The sequence below is a fragment of the Paenibacillus sp. BJ-4 genome (assembly GCF_020404765.1).
Lineage (GTDB): Bacteria > Bacillota > Bacilli > Paenibacillales > Paenibacillaceae > Paenibacillus.
In genome coordinates, this window is record NZ_JAIVEM010000027.1 from 1 (window position 1) to 18369 (window position 18369).

The following is an 18369-nucleotide window of genomic DNA, read 5'->3' on the forward strand; positions in this document are numbered from 1 at the left end:
GTCCGTTCTATACAATAGTTACCTATATTATACAACATTAACGCGGTGTCGTCTTAAACAAAATCAACATAAAAAAAGCTGTCGAGACTTTCTCGACAGCCTGACAACCTTCTTTAAGGTTGAGATACTTTTTTATATACAAAATTAGCCCTCCTGTTCCTAGAATTAGGAATGAGAAGGGCTACCTTTATTTTATGAATCAAACCATTTAAAAGCTGGTCTTCCGCACGGATTTTTCTGTGTTCCTCTGCCTTTAGGATTAGACACGGGTAGTGGCGCGCGTCGGTTTCTTTACAACATCCTTGTACAATACGCCCAGCATCGACTGAATTTCCTGTAATTCATCGATTCCCGCGCCGGTAATGCTGAACAAATCATCATGCGGTGTCAGAAAGTTTTCCTGCGTCAGGTTCTCAAGCTCCTGCTTGACCTCACGTTCTCCTACGCGGTAACCGCGCTCTTCCAATACTGGTTGAATATCTCTTACCGTCAGATCGTTTTGCTGTGCATAGGAAAGCATCTGGATACGGATAAACAAGTTTTGAACATCTGCATGCATGGCTCTACCTCCTTCCCGGCTTAAGGTCAACAACGTTATACTGTTTTTACCCATAGTAAACAAGCCGGAAACAGATAAGGGACAGCCCTTGCGGAATTACTCTCTATATTCCTTAAATTCCAGTTCATAAAATTGGCCTTTCGAATTGTAGGAACCGATTAGAGCCGGCGATCCGCTTTTCGTAAAATGAACGACTGCCGTCATTTGAGGGTCCAAAGTCGCTTTATAGCCAGTCAGGTCAACCTTCAAAAGCTCCTTGGAATGCCCGGCTGCATTTTTCAGCAGTTGAGCCTCGCTATATGATTTCATTTTTTTGAATGCTTCTTTATAATTAGCAACCGAATCCTGTAATTCATATGCCGCAACCTTGGTTACTTTATTCGTACCCTTTTCGACATTCACAAACACCTGACTCGCTCCAGTTCCAAACACCAGGCTATATACGGTTTTTCCATTCGCAGTGATCAACTGGCTTGGTTCAACTAGCGTCCCCTGCTTTACACCCTCCAGACCAGCGAAGACACCGCTTGCTGCCTTCAGTGCATTTTCATCAATCTCCTGCTTGGCAAGCAGCTTTATTGTGCGCAGTACTTTACCCTCCCGCAGAATAATAATGTTATTATCAATTTTTGTATATAAATCTACTGCACCCTTAGGATATTTCGGGCTTTTATCCACTGAAATATTTACTTTTTCCGGTGTTTTACTTGCTTCCGGTTCCTGGAGAACGTTTTTGAATGCGGCTTGAAGTTGCTGCTTGTAGCTATCCTTGAGTTCTCCCCAGGATTGATCTACATAGATACGTTCTAATTCACCAGTCTTGGTCACCATGACTTGACTGTGCTCAACACCTTTAATGCTGAAATCCCAACCGCTGTCGTTATCTATACTCCATTTTTTTGCTCCGCTAAACGTGTAACTTTTGCCTGTCACATTCTTTAAGTATGCTTGTGATTTTTGCACAATTTTAGCATCCACTCCCTGTAGGGATGATGCTCCTGTTGCCATTTGTGTGGATTGGATATTTTTTACTGAGGCACCATGTGCTACAGACATAGGAACAGCTGTCAGAATCAAGCTGGCTACGACCACTAAGCCAAGTGTGTAACATACCTTTTTCATATTAAACAACTCCTGTTCTTTCCTAAAATTATGGTGTACAAAGGTTAGAGTACGGATATGATCAAAAGGTTACAGATGGATTTTCCTCTTGACTGAATGTATACAATCGTTATATCTTAAATTAATTAACCAATGGTAAAAGTCATTTGAATAATTACCTGTTATTGGTAATATATAGAACAGATCATGTAAAAATCAATGTTAGGAGCGTGGACTCTACATGTTTCAAGCTATCCCTTACGAAGGTACTCGTCAGGAACAATTCGAATCCGTTCTCGGACAACTCCGTGCACTTGTTCACGATGAATCCAATACCATTGCCAATCTAGCGAACGCGTCTGCGCTACTAGGTCATTTTCTGCCCGATATTAACTGGAGCGGCTTCTATCTTTATGATGGCACCGAGCTTGTACTCGGTCCTTTCCAGGGCTTACCCGCATGTATACGGATTCCACTGGGGCGTGGCGTATGCGGTACAGCCGCAGTAGAACGAAGAACGCTTGTCATTGACGATGTGCATGCATTTCCAGGACATATCGCCTGTGACGCTGCTTCCAATAGCGAAATCGTGATCCCCCTGATCAAGAACGAAAAACTGATTGGAGTGCTGGACATTGACAGCCCGCTAAAAGGCCGCTTTGACCACGAAGATCGTGTATTCCTAGAGGAATTTACGTCTATACTGGTGTCCAGCCTGTAACCAAAATTGTGCATATATATGTTCTTCCTTTGCCACAATATATGAGGGTCTTACAACCTAAAACTACCCGGCGAAGGAGATTGATGATCAATGTACAGCAGCATGGCTCCACAACAACAACTTCATCAATGTGAACAAATTATTCAGCAATTGGTACAGCAAACACAGCAAGGAACTGCCATGTATCAGCAGTTGCTGCAACAAGAGCAACAAAATGCATCCAGCCTTGAAAGCCTGGTGCAACGTGAACGTAATGCGGCTCAAATGATCCAAACCGCAATCCAGGACCACCAAAAAGCTATGCAGCAATACCAACAAGTTATTCAATTGTGTAGTCAGTTGGAAAACACCATCCGCTCCAGCAGCCAAATGACTCAGCCTGGATTTGGTGATAACTATGCTTCCCGCAGTATGCAGCCATCCTCCTATGGTCCAGGAAGCCACATGAGTCACAGCTTCCCGCAACATATGGGTACGAGTGGGCAACAGTATGCAACCAGTGGTAACATGCAACACTACGGAAGCAACAGCCAGCAAGGGATGAGAACGACACACGGCAGTATGTAAAGAAGGCTTTACACACGAAAGGGATGAACAGCAAGCCATTAAATCTCAGCTTGCTGTTCATCCCTTTATACACTTCTTCTCGCAACCTTTTCCACCAGCTGTCGAGTTAGCTTAATTCACGTTCGGCCAGCACCTTCATCCCGTCTCGCAAATACTCTGCCAGTCCAGGTCTATACCCTTCATACATTTTTCTGAAGTCCTCATGCTCCACATACAAGTCTCCCAGCCCGCTATAAATCTCAGCTGTAGGTGTATAGAATCGGCTTACCCATTGGAGATGGCGGCGGATCATAGCCTGTACTTCTTCACTGCTATGCTTTAATCCCATATTCATCGCTTCTGCCAACTGCCGATGAATTTGATCCACCTCTGCCTGGGAATCCAAATAATCGTCCTTGGTCCAGTTCTTCGTCGCTGTTTTGCTCTCCTGAATTTTTCCCTCAGCCCCATGACCATAACGTTCCGTCAGATCACGTTCATATATTTCCTGCTTTTCCGGGTCAAACCCATGGTACATATGCTCAGGTTGCATTGTTCGTTCTCCTTTCAAATGAGCCACCGTTTGGTCGATGGTCTGTAGGAGAGTATGCAAGCGGAAGACTTTGTCCTGGATCTTGCTTCGATGCTCCTGCAAAACCTCGGCCGTTTTTCCCTTGGTTTGCTCTAGCAAATTTCCAATTTCGGATAAAGGCAATTCCAGTTCCCTGTATACCATGATTTGCTGGAGCCTCAGCAATTGTTCCTGTTCATAATAGCGGTATCCATTTTTTCCGACATGATGCGGTTTCAGCAATCCGATTTCATCATAATAATGCAATGTTCGTACGCTGATACCCGACAGAGCGGATACTTCCTTCACCGTATAAGCCATTCCGCTTCACCTCCCTTGTTTCACAGTCTACAGCCTCACGTAGCGTGAGAGTCAACCCCGCATTATTGCCTTGGTATTACCTTTTACCCGTTAAGCGTGTGATGAACCGTCCCTCATGAACCCACGAGCTGCAAGACATCCAAAATGAGGTTTCCGAGGTTTACCTCATCGGTGATCCCAAGCAGGTACAAAATACTATGTACGCTGTCTGGGACGCGTATGAGGTTACAAGCTTTTTCCCATAACTACATGATCATAATAAGCTATCTTCTGAATGATTTTCTCCAAATTGCTCTGCGTTTGGGCCATATGTTCTTCTACCTTTTTCTTATGGGCTACGAGAAGCTCTCTTCTCTCATGTATGGTAGCTTCGCCTTTTGCATTAAGCACAAGATATGCCTTAATCTCTTCAATCGTCATCCCGGTATCTTTCATAGCCATAAGGAACCTAATCCAGTCGATTTGTTTATCTGTATATACTCTTCTTCCGCCTTCATCCCGACCAACATCAGGCAATATCCCCTCTTTTTCATAATAACGAAGTGTTGATGCAGGCAATCCACTCTTGATTTCAACTTCTCTGATGGAGTACACGGTTAATTCCCTCCTCGTTCTTCTACTCTCTTAAAGTCAGCTTTAGCCATAAGTATATGTTTTCATAGAAAAGAGTGCAAAAAAACAAAACATATTATGGAATATAATTGTATACTTTTCAACAGTTTACTTAATATATGCGATTGCTCCTCTAAGCCTATTCTTTTTTATCCTCTCCATTTAGTATTATAAGGATATAAAAAAAGGAGGTTATCATTTGAAAAGTACAGGTATGACACGTCCCCTAGATGCGTTAGGCCGTATCGTCATCCCCAAAGAAATGCGAATTTCTATGGATTACAATGTAGGTGATCCTGTTGAGATTTTTGCAGATGAGGAAACCGGTATTCTCGCCCTACGAAAATATACCGGGGTGACGTGCAAAATGTGTGGTTCAACAGAGCAGCTGACTTATTTTAGAGACAGCTTTATTTGCGAGGAATGTATTGAAAGTTTAAAGAGTGGCACGAATCTTAGTCCCATGATAAGGCCGGCCAAATCAGCTTTCTCCAGCGGGGATCGCACTAATAGGGAGTCCAAGAGGCTGCGCCGATCGACACAACAGATGCTCGAAAGCCTGAAAGAATTAATGCAAAAGCACCCTAATGCAGCACAGCACGAATATGCCAAAATACTTGAGGTTTCCCAAGCCCGTATATCCCAGCTCAAAAAAATGCTATAACTGCAGCTTGCTACCCTACATAGGTCTACATCAGAGATTTCATCATGCACAGCTACTTTTGAACCGTGATACGCGTCACCATAGCTAACCGACAAAAGCCATAGACGCCCATGGAAATAATTTCATACTGGGCATAAAGAACCACCGGAACTTTTACAGGCGAAACCCCTGTACCCGGTGGCTCTTTGTTTTCAAGCAGCATCGTCAATTTTTTCACAATGGTCATACCCCAATGTTAAGTTTCGGCTAGAGCAGCGGACAAAAATCTGGTGCCTGTCACCCTCGAACTTGGGGGAAAAGCACCGTAAGTGTGGATTCATCCGCGAATATCGAGATTGCAGCCAAGCGTATTATTTGGGGAAAATGCCTTTTGGAGGCGTTGGGTCGGCTGGTATTGGCGGTTAATAACTGGATTATGCCACTCTTAATTACGCTTTGCTGGCCATGTCTGCAATTTGGCAAAGCCAACCCTTGCGTGTATGCTCATCCGATTGGAGCACCGATTCGAAGAATATATGATACATGACATCAAGTCCACAATATTCAAATATTCCTTTGTCTGAGGTCAAGCGGAGTGCTTGATCCATGCCAATTTTGGCATATTCCGCATGCGATTTTCCTTGCGTATTGAGGATAATCGCTTTTTTCCCCTTCAGCAGTCCCATTTGTACCCCATTTACATATTTGTATGCAAATCCGTAGGAGAACACGCGGTCAATATAGCCCTTCATGATGGCTGGCATCCCCGTCCACCAAATAGGATAAATAAAGGTGATCACCTCTGCCCACTGCAAATATTCCTGTTCCTGTACAATATCTTCACCGATTTTCCCAATGATCTCACTGCTGCTGACTGCAGGTTGAAAGTCAATCGCATAGAGGTCGCGAACAACCACATCGTGCCCTTTTTGCTTTAGTCCCTCAACCGCTGTGGTCAAAATCGCATAATTAAAGCTTTCTTGAGATGGATGTGCGTAAAGAATAAGATGATTCATTGTATTTCCCTCCATTTTGGTCAAAATATTTTAATTAGTGATCGATCAATTACATGACTTTAAAAAAATGGAATGCTCTACGTTGTAAATTATTGTTCTTTGAATATTCACATAAATCATGTTAGTGATTGATCAATTACTAATTGATTGGCCTCAGTATATTATATTCTTTTTCACTTTGCAAGTGCTTTGTTCAACTTTAGATAAAAGCTCGTGCGACGCTCTGACTAGATGGCAGAACAGGGGCTTCAGCTATTCAAATCCTCGGTAGGCATTCGTATTCAAGGCATTGATATGACTGTGACCCGCTTCAGGCCAGCCTTAGAGCGAATTTCCGTGCCGACTGCCGGACTTCCGGTAAAGGTAATATAGCTGACGCGCGGATCGGTGACAAGCACATCGCCGATGGTTTTGCCATCGCCGCTGATTACGTTAAGTGCGCCGACAGGCAAGCCGGCCTGCTCGAGCAGCTCTGCGATCAGGTAAGCCGACAGCGGGGTCTGCTCGGCAGGCTTCAATACGACCGTATTACCTGCCGCGAGTGCAGGGCCAACCTTGTGGGCGACCAGGTTCATCGGGAAGTTAAAGGGTGTGATGGCTCCGACCACACCGACGGGCTCCTTAAGCGTATAGGCCATACGGCCCTCACCGCCCGGTGCGGCATCCAGCGGGATGGTTTCCCCGTGAATCCGCTTGGCTTCCTCGGCTGCAAACTTGTAGGTTTGCACCGTTCGGTCAACCTCTGCCAGCGCAGCCTTCCAGGGTTTGGACGCTTCGCGTGCAATGATACGCGCGGCCTCAGCGCGCCGCTCCTCCAGCAGGTCAGCCAGCTTCTCCAAAATGGCTGAGCGCTGGTGCGCCGGCATGGCCCGCATCTCTGCACGTGCGTCGGATGCGGCCTGAATAGCAGCATTGACATCCTCTGCGGTTGCCTCTGCCACCTCAGCAATGAACTCCCCGGAGTACGGTGATTTTAATGTTGTATACGCTTGAGCTGCTTGCCATTTACCCTTTATAAATAAATGCTGCTGCATGCTAATATCCTCCTCTCTCTATTCAGATTTATTTCACTGTCAATACAGGACAAGGGGCATGCTGGATCACATGATGACTAACACTGCCCAATATCATTTCCGAAACCAGCCCTTTTCCCCGTGTTCCTATAATAATCAGATCTACCTTTTCCTGATTTGCACTTTCGCAAATGACACTCGCCGGGTCACCATGACCCGCCAGCATGCGGTAAGAGATGCCCTCTTCCTTCAAGTAGTCGGAGGCAGGCTCCAGAATATGACGTCCCTCCTCCTCAATCCGCTCATCCACGTCTATTCCAACCGGAGGCTCATTCATGGATAAAGACGGATTTACGTGCAATACAGTCAGATGCGGCTCTCCCTGAAGCTGTTTGGACAACGTTTTGGCTGCTTCCAGCGCCTTCATCGCGTGCTCTGAGCCGTCAATCGCGACCAGAATATGTTTGTATTCGCTCATACTCTTTCCTCCTCGGAAGTTCAGTCTTAGTGTGCATCAATCTGAATATTTTGCATATGTCGACGTCGTATGATCAGAACTGCTACACCAATCAGGACCATCAATGCACCAAAATAAAACGGAGTTTCTGCTGTATACCACTCTGACAGCTTCCCGGCAAGCCATGGCGAGATTGCACCGCCCAGAAAGCGCATAAAGCTGTATGCGGCAGATGCTGTCGAGCGCTCTACCGGAGCGGCCTGCATCACAGCGGTTGTAATCAATGTATTGTTGATCCCCAGAAAAATCCCCGCAACAATGACCGCGACAATGACCGTTGCTGGCGAGCCTGCCACTGTCCCGACCGCCATAACACCTAGATCAAGGGCAAACAGCGTCAGCATGACACTAATGGAAGATACCACGCTAAAGCGTGCTTGAATCTTGGGTGCTACAAACACCGAGGTAAAGGCCAGCATAATCCCCCAGCCAAAAAATACATAACCCAGACCATGCTCATCCAAATGCATTACATATGGAGAGTACGCCATCAATGTAAAAAATCCAAAATTATATAACAACGCCACAATACCGAGCGTGAACAAGGCCGGATAACTGAGCGCTTTGAACGGATCGGCAAGCGACCCGCGCTTTTTAGGCTTCGGAATCGAAGGCAGCATAAACGTAATGAACAAAAATCCCACAACCATCAGTGCAGCAACACCAAAAAACGGACCGCGCCAGGAGATGGAGCCTAACTCACCGCCGAGCAATGGGCCAACAGAAATCCCAAGCCCCAGTGCGGCCTCATATAAAATAATGGCTTTGGCTGTTCCCGAGGTGGACAGACCTACAATCGCAGACAGCGCTGTGGCAATAAATAAGGCGTTCCCCAGCCCCCAGCCTGCCCGGTAGCCTACAATTCCACCCACCGTATTGGCGGTGCCGCCCAGTCCGGCAAATACAATAATAAACAAAATTCCGGTCAGCAGTGTCCATTTGACTCCCAGTCGACTGGACACGACGCCCGTAATCAGCATCGCAACACCGGTCACCAGATTATAGCTGGTGAACAGCAACGACACCTGGCTTTTAGTCGCATGAAGCTGATCAGCAATGGCCGAAAGAATCGGATCGACCAGGCCCAAACCCATAAATGAAATAACACAGGCAAAGGCGACCGCCCAGACAGCTCTAGGCTGAGACAACAAGCCTGACTGTTTTTTTAACCCATCAGGGACTTTTAGCTCATCAGGTAATACGCGTTGAGAACTCATGAATGATGTGACCTCCAAATCTGATTATAAATATTCCTCGTTATGACGGGTCGCTGCCAAGCTCCTCATCAAGCAGAGCCTTCCGTTCACGAACCCTCACGCGTAGCTCCTCCAGCTCAGTCTGGAGCATGCGGATGCTGTTGATTTTCTCCTCCATCATCTCCAACTGTTCGTTCAGGGTGACCTCCATATCCACCAGCATGGCCCGACGCTCAGCAGGTTGCAAATGATTCGTACGTTCGCGATATTCCTCCCGTTGACCCTTGAGCATCTCCGCTGCGGACATGTAACGCTGTAGCTCTTGCAGAGAGAAACCAAGCACTTCCTTGGCACTCACTATTTTTTTAAGCAAATCCACATCCTCCTGCGTATACAGCCTCATATTACCTTCGCTGCGCTGCGGGGAGGGCAACAAACCGATTTCCTCATAATAACGAATGGTTCGCTTCGTTAGACCGCTTTGCTTGGCGACCTCATCAATTTTATACGTGACCATGACACCCACCTTATGAAAAATTTTATATATAAATATTACGCTTATATGACGTTAACGTCAACGTTAACTTTGGAAAACAAAAAAACCGCCTCTGTTCAAGGCGGTTCTGTTCCGGCTTATATGGCTTTACATGGTCATAGACCCGAAGCATCGGTGCTCAAGCCCATGAATGCAGCACTAGATGAAACAAGTCCGAGTGATGATAACCAGCAAAATGAAGAGAACCAGAATAACACCAGTAGAAGTCCACATGTTATAACCGCAACAACCTCTATCTACTTCACCCATTTCAAATTCCTCCTCTCTGTTGACAGCAAATCGCCCGAATTTGAAATCTTGAGCTGTGAATCAGATGATAAATGCTTTGGAGATAATAACAAGCAGGATGAAAAGTACCAGAATCGCTCCTGTGGATGTAAAAGCTCCATAACCAGCGCCTACTCCAGACATGCTGATTCCTCCCTTCGTGGTTTACAAAAGCATATTATGCATATGCCGTTATCCATGATAGGGACAAATGCCGCGCCGATCGCCCAATTATAGATCTATGCTGTAGCTGCGTTATCCTTCAGATGCCAGCATACCGCGATACAGCAGGTTGCGTGCTTGTTTGGCAAGCACAGATGGGCTTTCGCGTCCAGGCAGCAATTGGGTTAACGTCAGCCGTTCAATCAAGCCGGTGACGCATTCTGCTGTCAATTCAGGGTCCAGTTCCTCACGGCAAGAACCCCATCGTTGTGCCGCCAGCAAATGCTTTTTGATATGCTCAGCCATTTCCGCCTTAATCCGCACCGAGTCGGCCGCCTGGTAAAATCCAACACGGGTCATCGCAGGATTATGGGACAGCATACGAAAAATAGCTTCCAGAAATACCTGTCCCCGTTTCAAAATTTCAGCTTTACTCTGGTCAGGCTCCACCTTCATGCTTTGCGCCGTCTCGTTCACCAAAGCACGGAAGCTCTCGACAAGCTCCTCATAAATCTGTTCCTTGCTTTCAAAATGAATATAAAAATCCGGCTGCGTTAATCCTGCACGTGCCGCAATTGAGCTTACCTTTGTCTGATAAAAACCCGTTTGAGCGAACTCTTCAGCCCCCGCTTCCAGTAACAACCGTCGACTTTCCCGACTTCTGATTCCCGCTCTCTTCACGGTCTTGCCCCCTTACTCCATAAATCTATCGTATTATAAGGTTCCTTTGCAGTAAGAACAACGGGCCTGAGAATGATATATACCTGTCCTTCAAAAGTCCTAATACAGATGAAACGAAGACTTTGAAAGTTAAGGGCTACTTCTTTAATATATATTTAACCCGTTAGGCCATGAGCGAGCAGGAATAAATCGTCCTAAATCAAGAATGAACGTAGAAACGGAGTAGAAGAATTATCTCAGTGATGGGGACAATATTTGCGCATCATTTCAATCGTGGCCAGATCATTATCCAGCCCCCGTTTTTGCAAGCCATCCACGATCTGCTGACGCTCCTGACCTTTGACATTCTGACCGAATTTAAACTTGGCTGTCCATTCATCCGGTACGATTTTGATCAAAGCGACCCCTTTCAGACGTGAAGCATACCGAGGATCACTGGCATCAATAGTGTCATAGCCGCCTTCCGGCTGCAGCTTGTTCATAAAAATGGAAAATGCCGCCGCTTTTTCTTCCAGATCAACTACAAATTCCGCATGACCACGCACGGTAACGCTTTTAAAAAAAGCAGTCGCCGGACATGCCATATGCTCGTCTGTAAAATAAGACGGAATCAACGCATACTCCTTGGCAGCGGAAAATGTGACCCGGTTATCATCCTTCATCCGTTCCATCTTCTCTCCGGCACGGCTGCCATGAATATAAAAAACGCCATTTCCGTAAGCAAAATTCAAGGGAACCACACGCGGAAAACCATCCTCGCTGTTGAGACCTAAGAATCCGAAACTGACCTCGCTCAGAAATTGCTCTATTTCCTCTTCTTCTGCCACGGTAAATTCTTTTCTTCTCATGATTAACTCTCCTTCCTTCTATTGACCAACGATACATTTCAGATTATGTTGAAAATGGATTCATAAAAAGATCCAATTTGAACGAAAATAAGTAGTCCAATAGAAGGAGCAGGGTATGGATATTACAATTGCTTACCAGCGTGCTATTCAAAAATATCATCATAAATATTTGGCATTGTATCACGCTCTCCGGGATGGGATTCTTAACGGTTCCCTTGCTGGCGGTACGCGCCTGCCCTCCAGTCGTGATCTGGCTAGGATGTATGAAATTTCGCGTGGCAGTGTTGCCGAAGCATACGATATGCTGTTGGCAGAAGGATATGTAGAAGCGGCGGTAGGCAGAGGAACCTTTGTTATTGAGCAGACAGCAATGCTGCCGAACCCATCTCAAATCGGCCAGCAGAACCAGAATCCACCTTTTATAAAGCAAAAAGCCCCCGCTCTGTCAGCCTGGGGACAACGAATCATGCAGCTGGAAAGGGAACGGGAATTACTGTCATCTTCTGCTTCTGCTGAAGAGAGAGACGATGCACAACAGCCTTTGATATCTTTTCAAGCAGGAGAAGTCGTATTGGAGGGCAGCTCACAGCTCGCATGGAAAAGTGCCATGGCTGCCGCTGGCAAAGACCTGCAAAAGCCTTCGTCGGACTCGGCGACTGCGCCGGTCAATGGCGATGAATGGCTACGTGAAGCGATTTGCCAGCATGTTGGTAGAACACGCGGGATTACGACCCATCCAGACCAAGTCGTTTTATGCAGTGGCTCTATGGAAGTGATTACCCTGTTATGCCAACTGCTTATTGATGAACAGGATACAATTATATTGGAAAATCCTTGTTATTCCGGAATTTATCGAGCAGTTATGGCCTCGGGCGGACAGATTCAGGCTGCTGAACTGGATCAGCAAGGAATAATCCCACAGGATTGGGATTCCAAGCTACTGTTTGTTACGCCGGGACGACAGTTCCCGACCGGTGCTGTTTTGCCACTGGCACGTCGTCAGCGTATTTTACAATGGGCGATATCCCGAGGTGCCTGGATTATCGAGGACGATTATGACAGTGAATTCCGCTGGGCCGGACGACCCGTTGAACCCTTAAAAGCATTGGATCAGGCAGATTGCGTAATCTATGTCGGTTCCTTTTCCAAAAGCATGTTCAGCAGCCTTCGACTTGGCTATGCGATCCTGCCTGCTGCACTGGCCCAAGCGCTGACAGCTGCCAAACGGCTATATGATCCCCTGCCTCCTGCCCGTCTAGAGCAACGTGCACTGGCACGTTTTATGATGCGCGGCGACTATGCTCGCCATTTGCGGCGGATGACCCGCATATACAGATCACGCTACGACGTGTTCCAGCGCGAAATGCAGCAACTGAGTGAACTGTTTCAATGGCATCAGAGCGATTGTGGACTACATGCCTATGCCATCTGGAAGCATGAGCGTGCTCCATATCATCATTTGATGCGGACAGCACAGGGTTACGGAGTTACATGGCGGGATGCCGCCGATTACCAGCTGACCCCAGGCCCCCCTGCTGCCTGCTTTATCTTTGCCCATTTAACGGAACAGCAAATTATCGAAGGAATTAAGCGTCTGCGCCAGGCTTGGGACCGTATTAAACATCAGTACCACGCAGAGAACTAGAAGCAGTTAAAAGGTCCTCAATCGACCTTTGCGCCATATGAACGCAAGAACGCTAACGCCTGGTCTTGATCCATCCGTGTCCCTTGGAAATCACATTCGATAAAACGGCATTCGCTGGTCATGACTTCTTCCAACGAATCAGCTCTTCCTTATACTGAACCATAATAAGTCCCCCTTATTTAATGACTAGTCCCAGCAGTCCCACAAAAGAGGAAGCTTGATGCGGCGAGATCATGCAGCCATTCAAGTCTTCTATATCTACCTGCAATCCATCGAATTCACAATCGCTCAAATCAACCCCATTGAGCTTGGACCCCGACAGCATCGCCTGATCCAGATTACAACGGGTAAAAAAGGTTTTCTGTAGCGTCAGATGATAAAGGTCGGCGCTCATCAATGAACAATCCTCAAAACCAACCTGCTTGAAATTGGAAAACCGAAACACCGAATAATCCCCCAAGCAATCCACAAAACGAACGTTTTGGAGTCTGCTTCTGGAAAAGTCAGTGCCAAGCAATTTACAATTTCTGAACTCTACCCGGTGAATAAAAGACCCGGACAGATGAACATTAGACAGATCACATTTATCAAAAATGACATCTGTCCATTCACTTTCCGGCAATGACGATTCCATGATGGTTACATTTTTAAAGGTCATCTTGTCCAAAGAAACCTTAACTGCATCCATATTATCCAAAATCATATCCTCTACAGACCCCATACGAAGTTCATCTTTGGATCGTACGGAATACATTTCTTCATTTAATATCGGTAAATCCGCAGGAATCTTCGGTAACTCCATTTTAATTTTCATAATACCTCATCTCTTGAGCACGGATACCAGCACACGCCAAACCGAACTTTGTAGCTGCTGTTACATAATATCTTCCCTCGATTAATAAGTAGAGTCCTGTAATCTCATCCCCTGCTTGAAGAAGGTGGCTTGAGGAGAAACTGTGAGCCATTTGCACAAAGGCCGTACAGACAAAGGTATCGGAATTCGGAACTGTTCGCAAGCTTTTTGAATATTCATTGATTACCTCCGGGACATCTGTCCTTCTCATTTTACCAGAAGCCTTTTATATGTATAAGTAGAGGTGAGGCATATGAACTTTGTTTTTGATTTGGATGGAACCATTTGTTTTAAAGGCCAACCGCTAGATGAGCAGGTTTGTCACGCTTTAGATGCATGTATACAGCAAGGACATGAAGTCATTTTTGCATCCGCAAGACCGATTCGCGATTTATTACCCATTTTACCAAAGGAATATCATCATTTTCGGATGGTTGGGGGTAATGGGGCGTTCACTTATGCAGATCACAAAATCGGCGTTACCTATTTTCCAAACGAAGTACAGGCACAGCTGGTTGAAATCGCGCTGACACACAACCTGCAATACTTGGCGGATAGCGATTGGGATTATAGCTATACAGGGGATGAACATCATTCCATTTATCAAAATATCGATCCCTTAAAAACGGCCAGCAATAAACAGCTACATCAATTAAACGGCATTTCAAAGATAGTTATGTTTTCCCCAACAGATAAGGTAATGAATCTATTACAATTGATGAACGTGTCTTTATTTGAACACCATACAGAGGTATTGATTGATATTAGTCCGTCCGGTATGGATAAAGCAAAAGGATTAGATCAATTGGGTATTACTGAGTATATTGCTTTTGGAAATGATGCAAACGATAGAGTATTATTTGAACAAGCGATTTACAGTGTTTGTGTGGGACATCATCCGATTTCGATGTATGCCAATGAAACTATAGCAGCTGCAAATGTGGCTAGGAAAATTAAGGAATTATCATATCAATATGGATAACGTGAATAGAAGCATATATGAATCTATTTCCTATCAATCTCTACTCATAGGGTAGCAAAAGCATTTCTCTTTACATATATTAACGATGTGAGAGTACGCTCACGAACCTTTTTAAGGAGGTTGATAGAATGGCAGTGCAGCTATCTAATCAAGTATTCTCCGTCTCGGTAGGAGATTACGGCGATATCTCTTCCTTACGCATAGTAGGAGACACATTCAATACGAATTATGTCATGAACAGCTCCAACGCACCTAATCAAAATACGCCGGATCATCAGTGGCTGGGTGAGCTTATGTTCACATATCGTCTTGGTAACGGGACGTGGATGCGGGCATGGACAAGTAATTCTGCTGATGTCCGCAAAATCACCTCTTCCGGCAACAGTGTTCAGGTGTCCTATCAAAATTCGTCCAATTCTCAGGGAATACGTAATTTCACTTTACATGAAACCTATTCATTGGTTAACGACTATTTACATTGGCAAATGAAAGTAACGAATACCTCTAATCAAACGCTGGACATCGGAGATTGGGGGCTGCCGCTTCCTTTCAACGAATTTTGGTCCGGCGGTAATAACGAACAAATCTATGAAACAAGGGTACTCTCCCACTCCTTTGTAGGGAATAATAGCTCCTTTATTACCGCTGGACGGCCTAGCGGTATCGGGCCGTATTTATTACTTATTCCTGATGGCTCTACGGGTGCGGGTCTGGAATATCAGGACCACTGGAGAGTCGAGGAGCATCCCGGCAGCACATGGGCGATGGACCAAGGCGGTTGGGCCGAGGGACTGAATGTATTCTATATTCATTCCAATGTCATTAAGAGCACTAACCGCGGCTATCTCGGGAGCACCAGCCTGTCGCTGGCTCCGGGTGAAAGCAAAACATATGCCTTTAAATTTTTTAAGGTAGCGGACGAGCAGGATGTAAAGGACAGGCTATACAGCGAGGGTCATGTGGATGTGACTGTCGTTCCTGGCATGATTGTCCCCACCAATCTCAAAGCGAAATTTGATCTGCATACCAGCAAATCCATTACCTCTGTTACTGCACAGTACCCGTCCGAAACCACCATCACCTATCTGGAAACAGCCCCCACAAACCATAAAATATATGAACTTAAGCTCGGTCGACTGGGACACAACAATATAACTGTGATCTACGGCAACGGCGAAAAAACGGTCCTTCAGTTCTATGCCATCGAGCCTGTCGATGCTGCGCTCCAACGCCACTCTACCTTCATGGTCAACAGCACACAATGGAATGTGCCGGGCGATCTGCGGGACAAAGTGTTTGACGATTGGATGATGCAGTATAAAGCCAAGCGCAACAGCTTTGCAGGCTACTGGGGCTGGGGTGATGATTGGGGCTTGACACACGGCCAGTTTCTGGCGGAGAAAAATGTCCAGAAGCCTGTGGCATCTGAGATCAAGGCGGTCGATGATTATCTGGAGGTGGCCATCTGGACGAATCTGATGGAAGGCCATCATACCGATTATCTGGTTCCAGATTTCCTGATGCCGCAGCCTAATACGACACCGACATACCGCGGCTATGCCTATCCACACATTTACAACACGTTTTTCAGTATGTATAAACTCGCCAAGCTATATCCCAATCTGATCAGTTACCGTAACAGCAAAAACACGTATTTACTGCGTGCGTATCGTATTTTCAAGGCATTGTATGAAGGCCCTGTCGCTTATAACTGGAATACCGGACTCATGGGTGAGCTGACCACACCGGATATCATCAAAGCGCTTCAGGAAGAAGGCTTGACCACCGAGGCCAACGACCTGCTTGCCAAAATGGCTACCAAGTACAACAATTTCAAAAACACCACCTATCCCTACGGCTCCGAGTACAATTACGACAATACAGGCGAAGAAGCGGTATATACACTCGCCAAAATGAACAACAACACGACGATGATGAGCAAAATCAATGCCAAAACGCGCGCCGCACGCGGTCATATGCCTGTCTGGTACTATTACGCCGATCCGGTCACCATTACCGGGGAGAATTGGTGGAACTTCCAGTACACCACCTCGCTGGCGGGCTATGCGATGGACGACTGGACACGCCGTTATTCGTCCAAGCCCGAAGTAGACCAACGCTTGTCCTATGCAGCCAAGCTGGCGAACATCGGGGCGATTAACTCAGGACAGATCAGCTCTGATCCTGCCAATATCGGGGCGGTATCGTGGACGTATCAGGCGGGCAAGGGCAATTATGGCGCTCTTGGTCTGGACGGCGGTCCCCTCTTTAACGGATGGCGCGGCATGTCCGGGGAAGCGGATCTGGGACTGTTTGGAGCCATTAAGGTACTAAGCTCGGATGTTGCTGTCGATCCGATATTCGGCTTGTTCGGCTATGGCTGCGACGTTGCGGAAAGCAATAACAGCTATACGATTACTCCGAAGGACGGCGTATTCCAACGTCTGCATCTGATCACCCAAAAGCTGAGTCTGGAGCTGGACCGGGACCAATATAGTCTGGCTATCGTGTCCAAGTCCAGAAACAACGTCCGCTTGACGTTGAAAAATACGACACCAGGCACCGCTCATACTACTGTTGTGACGATGACCGGACTCGCGGCCGGTACGTATGACGTGCTCGTAGACGGCGCGAAGACCGGCTCTGTCACGGCTGCTAACAGCTCCGCAGCCACGATCAAACTGAATATCGGGACGGCTGCCAGCTACGATATTCGTATTCAGTTAGGCACCGGCAATCCGGGTCCCACCGAAGACATTATAGCCCGGTATGAATTTAACGAAACGATCGGATCTACTGCAGCCGATTCATCGGGTTATGGGCAGCAGGCCAGTGTATATGGCGGCTCATGGGGTCCCGGACGGAAGGGCAACGCGCTGCACTTCAACGGCACAGACGCCTATGCCAGTCTCCCCTTCGGTCTAGTTAGCAGCCTAAATGACTTTACGATTGCAGCGTGGGTACGAGTGAACACGCATAACGGCTGGGCTCGCCTGTTTGATTTCGGAGCAGGAACGGATCGGTATATGTTTTTGACCCCTAAGGCCGAAGGGACAGGTATGCGCTTTGCCATCACCGTCTCGGGGAACGGGGATGAGCAGCAGTTGAATGCCCCGGAACTGGCGACAGGTGTGTGGAAGCATGTGGCCGTGACTCTGTCAGGCACGACTGCGATGATGTATGTGGATGGTGTGGAGGCGACGCGTAACGCCAATATGACATTGAGGCCGTCCAGCCTTGGACTGACAGCCCGGAACTATATTGGTAAATCGCAGTTCGATGATCCCTATCTGAACGGTGCGGTAGACGAGCTGATCATTTACAACAGAGCGTTGACTGCTCAGGAAATCCGGGGCCTGGCCTCAGCAAGCAGCACCGTTAATGCTCATCCTATGGGAGCCGATTCATATGCCGAAGGAGCCGATTAGAACGAGCATTTCATGCCCTTAACTTTTTAGCCTGTGAATGATTTGTAATGTGAACTATTGGTATCGTGAAAGATTTATGCTCTAAAGAACTGACATCGTGAACACTCAGGCTATGCAATGAACGGCGTCCG

Annotated in this window: 19 protein-coding genes and 2 pseudogenes; 7 read left to right on the forward strand and 14 right to left on the reverse strand. The window is 46.7% G+C overall.

Translation table 11 applies throughout. The features are described 5' to 3' along the window. Nucleotides 1-259: 259 nt before the first annotated feature. Nucleotides 260-559, reverse strand: a complete 300-nt coding sequence (locus LCF57_RS05010) for a hypothetical protein (protein ID WP_225999718.1) — start codon at nucleotides 557-559, stop codon at nucleotides 260-262. A gap of 96 nt (nucleotides 560-655) precedes the next feature. Beyond that, nucleotides 656-1681 carry a hypothetical protein gene (locus LCF57_RS05015; protein WP_225999719.1) on the reverse strand — a complete coding sequence of 342 codons (1026 nt, stop codon included), beginning with the start codon at nucleotides 1679-1681 and terminating at the stop codon, nucleotides 656-658. Nucleotides 1682-1901: 220 nt separating this feature from the next. Here LCF57_RS05015 and LCF57_RS05020 point away from each other — a divergent pair, with 220 nt between their 5' ends. Both LCF57_RS05020 and LCF57_RS05025 read left to right on the forward strand, forming a co-directional pair. Next, a complete protein-coding gene (locus LCF57_RS05020; RefSeq protein ID WP_225999720.1) occupies nucleotides 1902-2381 on the forward strand; it encodes a GAF domain-containing protein in 480 nt (159 codons plus the stop codon). 90 nt (nucleotides 2382-2471) lie between these two features. Beyond that, nucleotides 2472-2948 carry a hypothetical protein gene (locus LCF57_RS05025; RefSeq protein WP_225999721.1) on the forward strand — a complete coding sequence of 159 codons (477 nt, stop codon included), beginning with the start codon at nucleotides 2472-2474 and terminating at the stop codon, nucleotides 2946-2948. A 106-nt stretch (nucleotides 2949-3054) separates the two neighbouring features. Here LCF57_RS05025 and LCF57_RS05030 read toward each other — a convergent pair whose 3' ends face one another. Both LCF57_RS05030 and LCF57_RS05035 read right to left on the reverse strand, forming a co-directional pair. After that, nucleotides 3055-3819, reverse strand: a complete 765-nt coding sequence (locus tag LCF57_RS05030; RefSeq protein WP_225999722.1) for a MerR family transcriptional regulator — start codon at nucleotides 3817-3819, stop codon at nucleotides 3055-3057. Between the two features lie 225 nt (nucleotides 3820-4044). Beyond that, nucleotides 4045-4413, reverse strand: a complete 369-nt coding sequence (locus tag LCF57_RS05035) for a MerR family transcriptional regulator (protein WP_225999723.1) — start codon at nucleotides 4411-4413, stop codon at nucleotides 4045-4047. A 217-nt stretch (nucleotides 4414-4630) separates the two neighbouring features. On the opposite strand from LCF57_RS05035, the gene LCF57_RS05040 reads away from it, so the two are divergent. Beyond that, complete coding sequence (locus LCF57_RS05040; RefSeq protein WP_225999724.1) at nucleotides 4631-5095, forward strand: AbrB/MazE/SpoVT family DNA-binding domain-containing protein; 465 nt, start codon at nucleotides 4631-4633, stop codon at nucleotides 5093-5095. Between the two features lie 52 nt (nucleotides 5096-5147). Here the strand turns inward: LCF57_RS05040 and LCF57_RS05045 are convergent, their stop codons facing one another. Continuing rightward, nucleotides 5148-5312, reverse strand: coding sequence for a hypothetical protein (locus LCF57_RS05045; RefSeq protein ID WP_225999725.1), 165 nt, complete (start codon nucleotides 5310-5312; stop codon nucleotides 5148-5150). Nucleotides 5313-5346: 34 nt separating this feature from the next. Between LCF57_RS05045 and LCF57_RS05050 the strand changes: the two are divergent. Continuing rightward, nucleotides 5347-5459: pseudogene (locus LCF57_RS05050) on the forward strand (aldehyde dehydrogenase family protein); the annotation flags it as partial. A gap of 64 nt (nucleotides 5460-5523) precedes the next feature. On the opposite strand, the gene LCF57_RS05055 reads toward LCF57_RS05050, so the two are convergent. The 8 genes and pseudogenes from LCF57_RS05055 to LCF57_RS05090 all read right to left on the reverse strand — a co-directional run bounded on the left by LCF57_RS05055 (nucleotide 5524) and on the right by LCF57_RS05090 (nucleotide 11330). Further along, a complete protein-coding gene (locus tag LCF57_RS05055; protein ID WP_225999726.1) occupies nucleotides 5524-6090 on the reverse strand; it encodes an NAD(P)H-dependent oxidoreductase in 567 nt (188 codons plus the stop codon). A gap of 296 nt (nucleotides 6091-6386) precedes the next feature. Next, nucleotides 6387-7124, reverse strand: a pseudogene (locus LCF57_RS05060) (aldehyde dehydrogenase family protein); the annotation flags it as partial. A gap of 28 nt (nucleotides 7125-7152) precedes the next feature. Next, nucleotides 7153-7581, reverse strand: a complete 429-nt coding sequence (locus LCF57_RS05065; RefSeq protein WP_225999727.1) for a universal stress protein — start codon at nucleotides 7579-7581, stop codon at nucleotides 7153-7155. Nucleotides 7582-7607: 26 nt separating this feature from the next. After that, nucleotides 7608-8837 carry an MFS transporter gene (locus LCF57_RS05070; RefSeq protein ID WP_225999728.1) on the reverse strand — a complete coding sequence of 410 codons (1230 nt, stop codon included), beginning with the start codon at nucleotides 8835-8837 and terminating at the stop codon, nucleotides 7608-7610. A 40-nt stretch (nucleotides 8838-8877) separates the two neighbouring features. Beyond that, the gene (locus LCF57_RS05075; protein ID WP_225999729.1) at nucleotides 8878-9333 is read right to left on the reverse strand and encodes a MerR family transcriptional regulator; all 456 of its coding nucleotides are present in this window, start codon (nucleotides 9331-9333) and stop codon (nucleotides 8878-8880) included. A 348-nt stretch (nucleotides 9334-9681) separates the two neighbouring features. After that, the gene (locus LCF57_RS05080) at nucleotides 9682-9783 is read right to left on the reverse strand and encodes a hypothetical protein (RefSeq protein ID WP_023986941.1); all 102 of its coding nucleotides are present in this window, start codon (nucleotides 9781-9783) and stop codon (nucleotides 9682-9684) included. A 111-nt stretch (nucleotides 9784-9894) separates the two neighbouring features. Beyond that, entirely contained in the window at nucleotides 9895-10482 is a 588-nt protein-coding gene (locus LCF57_RS05085; protein WP_225999730.1) for a TetR family transcriptional regulator, read from the reverse strand. 236 nt (nucleotides 10483-10718) lie between these two features. Continuing rightward, nucleotides 10719-11330: a pyridoxamine 5'-phosphate oxidase family protein gene (locus tag LCF57_RS05090; RefSeq protein WP_225999731.1), complete on the reverse strand. Its 612-nt coding sequence runs from the start codon at nucleotides 11328-11330 to the stop codon at nucleotides 10719-10721. Between the two features lie 115 nt (nucleotides 11331-11445). Here LCF57_RS05090 and LCF57_RS05095 point away from each other — a divergent pair, with 115 nt between their 5' ends. Continuing rightward, a complete protein-coding gene (locus tag LCF57_RS05095) occupies nucleotides 11446-12975 on the forward strand; it encodes a PLP-dependent aminotransferase family protein (RefSeq protein WP_225999732.1) in 1530 nt (509 codons plus the stop codon). A 175-nt stretch (nucleotides 12976-13150) separates the two neighbouring features. Here the strand turns inward: LCF57_RS05095 and LCF57_RS05100 are convergent, their stop codons facing one another. Further along, a complete protein-coding gene (locus LCF57_RS05100) occupies nucleotides 13151-13789 on the reverse strand; it encodes a pentapeptide repeat-containing protein (RefSeq protein WP_225999733.1) in 639 nt (212 codons plus the stop codon). A 292-nt stretch (nucleotides 13790-14081) separates the two neighbouring features. Here LCF57_RS05100 and LCF57_RS05105 point away from each other — a divergent pair, with 292 nt between their 5' ends. Both LCF57_RS05105 and LCF57_RS05110 read left to right on the forward strand, forming a co-directional pair. Then, nucleotides 14082-14810, forward strand: coding sequence for an HAD-IIB family hydrolase (locus LCF57_RS05105; RefSeq protein ID WP_225999734.1), 729 nt, complete (start codon nucleotides 14082-14084; stop codon nucleotides 14808-14810). A gap of 128 nt (nucleotides 14811-14938) precedes the next feature. Then, a complete protein-coding gene (locus LCF57_RS05110) occupies nucleotides 14939-18238 on the forward strand; it encodes a DUF5695 domain-containing protein (RefSeq protein ID WP_225999735.1) in 3300 nt (1099 codons plus the stop codon). The last annotated feature ends 131 nt before the right edge of the window (nucleotides 18239-18369 follow it).

Excerpts from the sequence above, each read along its gene's own strand:
- LCF57_RS05095 (WP_225999732.1), top strand. The coding sequence starts at position 11,446 with ATGGATATTACAATTGCTTACCAGCGTGCTATTCAAAAATATCATCAT.
- LCF57_RS05105 (WP_225999734.1), top strand. The coding sequence starts at position 14,082 with ATGAACTTTGTTTTTGATTTGGATGGAACCATTTGTTTTAAAGGCCAA.
- LCF57_RS05070 (WP_225999728.1), bottom strand. The coding sequence starts at position 8,837 with ATGAGTTCTCAACGCGTATTACCTGATGAGCTAAAAGTCCCTGATGGG.
- LCF57_RS05055 (WP_225999726.1), bottom strand. The coding sequence starts at position 6,090 with ATGAATCATCTTATTCTTTACGCACATCCATCTCAAGAAAGCTTTAAT.
- LCF57_RS05030 (WP_225999722.1), bottom strand. The coding sequence starts at position 3,819 with ATGGCTTATACGGTGAAGGAAGTATCCGCTCTGTCGGGTATCAGCGTA.
- LCF57_RS05080 (WP_023986941.1), bottom strand. The coding sequence starts at position 9,783 with ATGTCTGGAGTAGGCGCTGGTTATGGAGCTTTTACATCCACAGGAGCG.
- LCF57_RS05090 (WP_225999731.1), bottom strand. The coding sequence starts at position 11,330 with ATGAGAAGAAAAGAATTTACCGTGGCAGAAGAAGAGGAAATAGAGCAA.
- LCF57_RS05065 (WP_225999727.1), bottom strand. The coding sequence starts at position 7,581 with ATGAGCGAATACAAACATATTCTGGTCGCGATTGACGGCTCAGAGCAC.
- LCF57_RS05075 (WP_225999729.1), bottom strand. The coding sequence starts at position 9,333 with ATGGTCACGTATAAAATTGATGAGGTCGCCAAGCAAAGCGGTCTAACG.
- LCF57_RS05020 (WP_225999720.1), top strand. The coding sequence starts at position 1,902 with ATGTTTCAAGCTATCCCTTACGAAGGTACTCGTCAGGAACAATTCGAA.
- LCF57_RS05025 (WP_225999721.1), top strand. The coding sequence starts at position 2,472 with ATGTACAGCAGCATGGCTCCACAACAACAACTTCATCAATGTGAACAA.
- LCF57_RS05010 (WP_225999718.1), bottom strand. The coding sequence starts at position 559 with ATGCATGCAGATGTTCAAAACTTGTTTATCCGTATCCAGATGCTTTCC.
- LCF57_RS05100 (WP_225999733.1), bottom strand. The coding sequence starts at position 13,789 with ATGAAAATTAAAATGGAGTTACCGAAGATTCCTGCGGATTTACCGATA.
- LCF57_RS05110 (WP_225999735.1), top strand. The coding sequence starts at position 14,939 with ATGGCAGTGCAGCTATCTAATCAAGTATTCTCCGTCTCGGTAGGAGAT.
- LCF57_RS05015 (WP_225999719.1), bottom strand. The coding sequence starts at position 1,681 with ATGAAAAAGGTATGTTACACACTTGGCTTAGTGGTCGTAGCCAGCTTG.